Genomic DNA, 8,004 nt, shown 5'->3' on the forward strand with positions numbered 1-8,004 from the left:
CGCCCCGGCCGTCACCGCCACGCCGGTCCTCTCGGTCGGCGTCACCTCCGTCAGCCTCACCTTCGACGAGCTGGTGGAGGCCAGCGGGCTCGACGACTCGGCGGTACGCGACCTCGAGCGCTTCGGCCTCATCGTCGGCCGGCCGGTGGCCCGCACCGTCTACTACGACGAGGAGTCCCTGGTCGTCGGGCGGCTGGCGGCCGAGTTCCGCCGCTTCGGGGTGGAGGCCCGCCACCTCCGGATGTACAAGACCGCGGCCGAGCGGGAGTCCGGCTTCTTCGAGCAGATCGTGACCCCGCTGCTCAAGCAGCGCAATCCCCGCGCCCGGGGGGAGGCCATGCAGACCGCCCGGGACCTGTCCGAGCTGGGCGGCCGGCTCCGGGACTCGATGCTGCGGCTGGCCCTGCGCGACATCACCGGGGGGTAGGTGCCCGGCGTACGGGTCCTGGTGCCGGCCGACGAGCTGCGGGCGGGCGTGGCCCGGCTGGGGGCGGCGCTCTCGGCGGCCTATCCGACCGGGGTCCTGCTGGTGGCCGTGCTCAAGGGCAGCGTGTGGTTCCTGGCCGACCTGGTCCGGGCCATGACCGCCCCGCCGGAGGTCGACTTCCTGGCCATCTCCGCCTATGCCCCCGACCCCGGCCGGGTCCGGATCGTCAAGGACCTCGACCAGGACATCTGCGGGCGCGACGTGGTCCTCGTCGAGGACATCGTGGACACCGGCCTCACCCTCACCTACGTGGTGGGGGAGCTGGCCCGCCGCCAGCCCGCGTCACTCGAGGTGTGCGCGCTCCTCGACAAGTCGACGCGGCGCATCGTGCCGACACCCGTACGCTTTGTCGGATTCGAGATCGACGACTCCTTCGTGCTCGGTTACGGGCTCGACTACGCCGGCCGCTACCGCAATCTTCCGTCGATCGTGGCGGGTGACCTCGACGCCCTCCGCGACGATCCCGATGCCCACGTGCCCGAGCTTTTCCCCGGTTAGATTTGGCCCATGGTCGAGGTCCAGCTGGCGGCCGTGCGGGTGGACATCCAGTCGAAGAGCCCGGTGGTCCTCCTCCAGGAGCGCGAGGGGGCGCGGACCCTGCCGATCTTCATCGGGGCGCCCGAGGCCCGCGCCATAGCCCTGGCCCTCGAGGGCGTGGTGACGGAGCGGCCCATGACCCACGACCTGGTGCGGGACGTCCTCACCGCGCTCGGGGCCCGGCTGGCCCGGGTGGTGGTCACCGAGCTGCGTGACACGACGTACTTCGCCGAGATGCACCTCGAGAGCGGGGGGCGGGAGATCGTCGTGTCCTCCCGGCCCTCGGACGCCATCGCCGTGGCGGTACGGACCCAGACCCCGCTGTTCGTGGCCGACGAGCTGCTCGACAGCGAGGGCTTCATCCTCCAGGCCGACGACGAGGGCGACGACGAGGTGGGCGCCGAGGAGCTGGTCGACCAGTTCCGGGAGTTCATCCAGGGCGTCCGCCCCGAAGATTTCGGCTGAGGCGGGTCCCGCCGCCGGGAGGCACCTTCACGCTTCGGGGCCGTCGTGCTACCGTACTGACACCGGCGTAGTTACGCCGGTGTGACCGGACGGAGGAGGCACCGGGTGCCACCCGAGGGTGTTGGCGCGGAGGGGTTCCGGGGGCCCCAGGTGTGCTCGATCGTGGGCATCACCTACCGGCAGCTGGACTACTGGGCCCGGACCGACCTGCTCCGGCCCTCGATCTCCGAGGCCAAGGGGAGCGGCACCCAGCGCCGCTACTCCTACCGGGACCTGGTCGAGCTCAAGGTCATCAAGCGTCTGCTCGACGCCGGCGTCTCCCTGCAGCAGGCCCGCCGGGCCATCCAGTGCCTGCGGGAGGGGTTGGGGGAGGACCTGGCCAGCGCCAACCTCGTGCTGGGGGAGGGCCAGTCGGTGCTGGCCCGCAGCGAGGAAGCGGTCATCGACCTGCTGAAGGGCGGCCAGGGCGTGCTGAACATCCTGCCGCTGGCCGGGGTGGTGGAGGAGATCGACGCCGCCATCACGACGCTCGGCGCTCCGGTCCCGGCGGCGGCGGGGTCCCCCTCGGGGGGCCGGGACCTGCCCCGCTCCGGCACGGGGGGGTAGAGCGCTGCCCCCTGCCCTCCAGCCGCACGAAGCCGTCCGCTTCGCGCACAACTCGGAGCGGCAGTTCGCCCGCCTCCTCGACTTCTACGGGATCGTGTGGCAGTACGAGCCCACCGAGTTCATCCTCGAGTGGGACGCGGCGGGGGAGCCGGCGCTCGCCTTCCGGCCCGACTTCCACCTCCCGGCCTACGACCTGTTCATCGAGATCACCACGCTCAACCAGAAGCTGGTGACCAAGAAGAACCGCAAGGTCCGCCGGCTGCGTGAGCTGCACCCCGAGATCAACATCCGGGTCTTCTACCAGCGCGACTACCTCAACCTCCTGGTCAAGTACGGCCTCGAGCCTCCGTCCCAGGAGGTGCCGGCGCCGGCCGACCCCGAGGAGGCGGCGCGCGACCGCGTGTCGCTGGCGCTGCCGCTGGACCCCGGCTTAGACCTGGTCTCCTGAGCCCGGGGTCGGGGGACGGACCGGGGCGCCGGTAGTCTCGGCCCCAGGATGACGGCCCGGACCTCCCCGCTGGACGCCGTGCACCGGGCGGCGGGGGCGCGGATGGTGGACTTCGCCGGCTGGGACATGCCGCTCAGCTACCCGCCGGGCACGGTGGCCGAGCACCTGGCCTGCCGCCGGGAGTGCGCCGTCTTCGACGTCAGCCACCTGGGCACCGTGCGGGTGCAGGGTCCGGACGCCTTCGACGCCCTGCAGGCGGCGCTCACCAACGACCTCCGCCGCGTCGGCCCCGGCCGGGCCCAGTACACCCACCTCCTCGACGCCGAGGACGGGTCGGTGCTCGACGACATCATCGTGTGGTGGGTGGAGCCCGAGCGCTTCGACGTCATGCCCAACGCGTCGAACACGGACCGGGTCACCGCCGCCGTGCCCGGCGTGGACGTGACGGCGGAGCGCGCCGTCATCGCCGTTCAGGGCCCCGAGGCGCGCGGCGTCGTGGCCCGGGTCGCGCCCGAGGCCGCCGAGGTGGGGCGCTTCCACGTCGCCACCTTCGAGTGGTCGGGGCAGCGGTGCCTGGTGGCGGGCACCGGTTACACGGGCGAGGACGGGGTGGAGTGCGCCGTCCCCGCCGCTCTCGCCCCGGCGTTCTGGGAGGCAGTGGTGGCGGCGGGCGCCGGGCCGGCCGGGCTGGGGGCGCGCGACACCCTTCGCCTCGAGGCGGGGCTGCCGCTGCACGGCCACGAGCTCGGGCCGGGGATCACCCCGCTGCAGGCGGGGCTGGGTTGGGTGGTCGGCTGGGACAAGGGCCCGTTCCGGGGGCGCGCCGCCCTCGAGGCGGAGCGCGAGCGGGGGCCGCACCGGTCGCTCCGGGGCCTGGTCTGCGACGGCCGGCAGCCGCCCCGGGCCGGGTACCCGGTGATGCGCGCCGGCAAGCCGGTGGGCGAGGTGACGAGCGGGAACTTCTCGCCGTGCCTGGAGCGGGGGATCGCCCTGGCGTTCGTGCCCCCCGACGTCGCCGTCGGGGACGGGGCCGAGATCGAGATGCGCGGCCGCCCGGTGGCGGCGCAGGTCGTGAAGACGCCCTTCGTGGGCGCCAAGGGATAGCGGTCGGGATCGAGGATCGAGGAGCGAGCGCGTGGCCGGCTACGTACCGCACACCGACGAGGAGCTCGAGGAGATGCTGGGGTTCCTCGGGCTCGAGGGCCTGGACGAGCTGTTCAGCGTCGTGCCCCCGGCGTTGCGGCTCGCCGGGGGGCTCGACCTGCCCACCGGGCTGTCCGAGGCCGACGTCCTCGACCGCCTGCAGCAGCTGGGGGGCCGCAACCGGGGCGCGGAGCTGGTGTGCTTTGCCGGGGCGGGCGCCTACGACCACGACATCCCGGCCGCCACCCGGGCCCTGGCCGGGCGCTCGGAGTTCGTCACCTCGTACACGCCGTACCAGCCCGAGGTGGCGCAGGGGGTCCTGCAGGCGCTGTTCGAGTTCCAGACGCTGCTCGGCCGCATCACCGGCATGGAGATCAGCAACGCCTCGCTGTACGACGGGGCCAGCGCGTGCGTCGAGGCCGTCAACCTGGCCGGGGCCCAGACCGGGCGCAACCGCATGTGGGTGTCTCAGGGGGTGCACCCGCACTGGCGCCAGGTGATGCGCACGTTCGCAGCCGGGACCGGGCACGAGATCGTCGAGGTCCCCCTCGTCGACGGGGTGACGGCGTGGCCGGAGGTGGCGTCCGGCGCCGAGGCCCCGGCGGCCCTGCTGGCCCAGTCCCCGAACTTCCTCGGCTGCCTCGAGAGCCTCCCCGATGCGCGCCGGGTCGCTGACGCCGCCGGCGCCCTCCTGCTGGTGGCGGCCGACCCGGTTGCGTCCGGGTTGCTGCGAACGCCCGGCGAGCAGGGCGCCGACGTGGTGGTGGGGGAGGGCCAGCCCCTCGGCACCGCCCTCGGGTTCGGCGGTCCCTACCTGGGCCTGTTCAGCTGCCGGAGCTCCCTCGTGCGCCGGCTCCCGGGTCGCCTGGTGGGCGAGACCGTCGACGGCGGCGGCCGGCGCGCCTATGTGACGACGCTGCGGGCGCGCGAGCAGGACATTCGCCGGGAGAAGGCGTCTTCCAACGTGTGCACCAACCAGACGCTGATGGCGGTGACCGCCGCCATCCAGCTGGGCTGGTTGGGCACCTCGGGCCTGCGCGAGCTGGCGCTGCGCTGCGCCCGGGGCACGCGCTACTGCCGGGAGGCGCTGCTCGGCATCGACGGGGTCACGCCGGCGGCGCCCGCCCCGACCCTGCGCGAGTTCGCGGTGCGCACCTCCGTGCCGGCGGCCACCGTCGTCGACCGGCTCGCCGACGAGGGTTTCCTGGCCGGGGTGGCGGTCGGTCCCGGCTACGAGGCGACGCCCTACGAGGACTGCCTCCTCGTGGCCGTCACCGAGCGGCGCACCCGGGCGGAGATCGACGCCTACGCCGCCGCCTTCGAGAAGGCGGTGCGCTGATGGCCGGCGGCGGACGGGCCTCCAGCGCCCCGGTTCTGGGCCGGGACCACGAGCCGACGCTCTTCGAGCTGTCCCGGCCCGGGCGGCGTTCGGCTTCTTTCCGCTCGACCGGGATACCCGAGTGGGGGGCGGAGGAGCTGGTGGGGGAGGAGCACCTTCGCCCTGAGGCGGTGGACACGGTGGAGGTGTCCGAGCGCGACCTGGTGGCCCACTTCACCCGGCTCACCCACCGCCAGTACTCGGTGGACGTGGGCGCCTACCCCCTGGGCTCGTGCACGATGAAGTACAACCCCAAGGTCTGCGACGAGGTGGCGGCCCTGCCCGGGCTGGCCCGGGTGCACCCGGGGGCGCCGGCGGCGCTGTCGCAGGGGTGGCTGGAGCTGCTCGTCGAGCTGGAGTCCGCCCTGTGCGCCATCACCGGAATGGCGGCGGCCACGCTGCAGCCGGCTGCGGGGGCGGCGGGGGAGCTCACCGGGCTCCTGTTGATGCGCGCCTGGCACGCCGCCGCCGGTGACGAGCGCCGGCGGGTGATCATCCCCGACTCCGCCCACGGCACCAACCCGGCCTCGGTGACCCTCGGGGGCTACGACGTCACCACCGTGCCCTCCGACGACCGCGGCTGCGTCGACCTGGCGGCGCTGCGCGCCGCGCTGGACACCGACGTGGCCGGGATCATGCTCACCAACCCCAACACCCTCGGCCTGTTCGAGGAGGACATCGTCGAGATAGCCGCCGCCGTGCACCGGGTGGGCGGCCTCCTCTATTACGACGGCGCCAACCTCAACGCCATCCTCGGGGTGACCCGGCCGGGGGACATGGGCTTCGACATCGTGCACATGAACCTGCACAAGACCTTCGCCACCCCGCACGGCGGCGGAGGCCCGGGGGCCGGTCCGGTGGCGGTGGCCGAGCGGCTGGTCCCGTTCCTGCCGGGTCCCCGGCCCATGCGGCGCGGCGACGGCGTGCTGGACTGGGAGGAGCCGCCCCGCTCCATCGGGCGCATCCACTCCTGGCACGGCAACGCCCTGGTCCTGGCGCGGGCCTACGCCTACATCCTCGCCAACGGCTCCGACGGCCTGCGCCGGGTGGCCGACGCCGCCGTGCTCAACGCCAACTGGCTGCGCCGGCGCCTGTCGTCCAGCTACGACATCCCGTTCGACCGCCCGAGCATGCACGAGTTCGTGGCCTCGACCGCGACCCTCAAGCGCCGCACCGGGGTGCGCGCCCTCGACGTCGCCAAGCGGCTGCTCGAGGAGGGCTTCCACGCCCCGACCGTCTACTTCCCGCTGATCGTGGACGAGGCGCTGATGATCGAGCCGACCGAGACCGAGAGCCTCCAGACGGTCGAGGCGTTGGCCGAGGCCCTCGAGCGCATCGCCGCCGAGGCGTTGGAGGAGGCGGCGTCCGGCTCGGATCTAGGTGTCGGCTCCCCGTCGGCCGCGCTGGCCCCCCGCACCACGCCGGTCGGACGGGTCGACGAGGCCCGGGCGGCCCGGCAGCTGGTGCCCACCTGGGACGCCCGCCCCGCCGACTGACGTTCAGTCGGCCGTTCCGTCTGGCGTTCAGTCGGCGCCGGAGGGCTGCGACTCCCGCTCGGTCCTCTCCGCCTTCTCGGCGTGGTGGTCCTGGATGGCCTTCACGACGGCGCCGGTGGCGGCGCCCATGAACTGTGGGCGGTTGGCCGTGGCCCAGTCCTGCGAGGCGACCGTGCTCTGCGCCGATCCCTGGAACAGCGGCATGACCTCCTTGGCGAACAGCTCGTAGGAGCGCAGGGTCGCCACGGGGTCGGCCCAGTCGTGGGCCATGAACAGATAGGTGCCGAAGCCCCCGGACTGGTCGATCAGGCGCTGGATCTGGGCGGCGGCCATGTCGGGCGTGCCGATGACCGACATCCCGGTCTTGTTGAGGGCATCGACCAGCTCGTCGGGGTCGTCGGTGTCGGGGGCAATGGGAAGGGCGGCCACCTTGGTGAAGTAGTACGCCCAGTCCGCCAGGCCGTAGGCGACCTCGGCCCGGGCCTGCTCCTCGGTCGGGGCCAGATGCATCGGCCCGACGAGGCGCCACCGCTGGCGATCGACGGTGGTGCCGAACTCGGCCGCCCGCTCCTCCATGACGTCCCAGTGGGAGCCGAGGACGTCGAAGCCGCCGGTCGTGGTGGCGCCCAGCGACAGCAGCGACAGTCCGAAGCGGCCGGCGGCGCGGGGACCGGCGGGCGAGACCTGGGCCGCCACCCCGATCTCGAAGCGGGGATGGGTGTAGGGCCGGAGGTGGAGGCGGGCGTCGCGGAGCGTGAACCAGTCGGTCTCCCTGGTCACCGGCTCCGAGCCCTCGAGCAGGGCCAGGATGGCCTCGAGCGACTCCTCCATCATCTCCCGCTGGCGCAGGGAGTCGATGCCCATCATGTAGGCGTCGGACGGGAGGGCCCCCGGACCGACCCCGAACATCACCCGGCCCCGGGTCAGGTGGTCGAGCAGGACCATCCGGTCGGCCAGCAGCAATGGGTGGTGGTATGGGAGCGAGCTCACCCCGGTCCCGAGGCGGATGTGGCGGGTGCGTTCGGCCGCCACGGCCATGAACACCTCCGGCGAGGCGATGATCTCGTAGCCGGCCGAGTGGTGCTCCCCGATCCAGGCCTCGTCGTAGCCGAGCTGGTCGAGGCGCTGGATCAGCTCCAGGTCCCTCTCGAGGGCCAGGGTCGGGTTCTGCCCCGACGGGTGGAAGGGAGCCATGAAGATGCCGAACCGCAGCGGCCAGTCCATGGCGCTGAAGCTTTCCCGGCCTTGACCGCACGGTCAATTGTGGCGGCGGTGGGCGGCCCGGGCCCGGGACTCTCTGGGACCCTCTGATTCCGTTACATGCCGTCCGGGTCCTTTCCCGGCACTGTCACACCCTCCTGGTGAAATACACCCATGGAATTGACGGCGCTGGAGGAGGCGCTCGACCACCTCGTCGAGGCGGTGACGGCCGAGGACCGGCCCC

Annotated in this window: 9 protein-coding genes; 8 read left to right on the top strand and 1 reads right to left on the bottom strand. The window is 73.2% G+C overall.

Annotated features, from left to right (window positions below; translation table 11 throughout):
- The 8 genes from VFW24_17750 to gcvPB form a co-directional block, all read left to right on the top strand.
- Positions 1 to 427 (top strand): hypothetical protein (locus VFW24_17750; protein ID HEX5268613.1); only part of this gene is annotated, 427 nt, incomplete at its 5' end.
- Positions 428 to 985, top strand: a complete 558-nt coding sequence (gene hpt / locus VFW24_17755) for a hypoxanthine phosphoribosyltransferase (protein HEX5268614.1) — start codon at positions 428 to 430, stop codon at positions 983 to 985.
- Positions 986 to 994: 9 nt separating this feature from the next.
- Entirely contained in the window at positions 995 to 1,489 is a 495-nt protein-coding gene (locus VFW24_17760) for a bifunctional nuclease family protein (GenBank protein ID HEX5268615.1), read from the top strand.
- Between the two features lie 105 nt (positions 1,490 to 1,594).
- Positions 1,595 to 2,095, top strand: a complete 501-nt coding sequence (locus VFW24_17765; GenBank protein ID HEX5268616.1) for a MerR family transcriptional regulator — start codon at positions 1,595 to 1,597, stop codon at positions 2,093 to 2,095.
- A 94-nt stretch (positions 2,096 to 2,189) separates the two neighbouring features.
- A complete protein-coding gene (locus VFW24_17770; protein ID HEX5268617.1) occupies positions 2,190 to 2,543 on the top strand; it encodes a hypothetical protein in 354 nt (117 codons plus the stop codon).
- Positions 2,544 to 2,591: 48 nt separating this feature from the next.
- Entirely contained in the window at positions 2,592 to 3,647 is a 1,056-nt protein-coding gene (gcvT, locus tag VFW24_17775) for a glycine cleavage system aminomethyltransferase GcvT (protein HEX5268618.1), read from the top strand.
- A 31-nt stretch (positions 3,648 to 3,678) separates the two neighbouring features.
- Positions 3,679 to 5,025 (top strand): aminomethyl-transferring glycine dehydrogenase subunit GcvPA, encoded by a 1,347-nt coding sequence (gene gcvPA, locus VFW24_17780; protein HEX5268619.1) that lies wholly within the window; start codon positions 3,679 to 3,681, stop codon positions 5,023 to 5,025.
- On the top strand, positions 5,025 to 6,560 hold the full coding sequence (gene gcvPB / locus VFW24_17785; protein ID HEX5268620.1) for an aminomethyl-transferring glycine dehydrogenase subunit GcvPB: 1,536 nt from the start codon (positions 5,025 to 5,027) through the stop codon (positions 6,558 to 6,560). The genes gcvPA and gcvPB overlap by 1 nt, the downstream gene beginning before the upstream one ends.
- Before the next feature lie 27 nt (positions 6,561 to 6,587).
- Here the strand turns inward: gcvPB and VFW24_17790 are convergent, their stop codons facing one another.
- Entirely contained in the window at positions 6,588 to 7,784 is a 1,197-nt protein-coding gene (locus VFW24_17790; protein ID HEX5268621.1) for an LLM class flavin-dependent oxidoreductase, read from the bottom strand.
- Positions 7,785 to 8,004 lie beyond the last annotated feature (220 nt).

It is taken from the genome of Acidimicrobiales bacterium, assembly GCA_036273495.1.
In the GTDB taxonomy this organism is placed as follows: domain Bacteria; phylum Actinomycetota; class Acidimicrobiia; order Acidimicrobiales; family JAJPHE01; genus DASSEU01.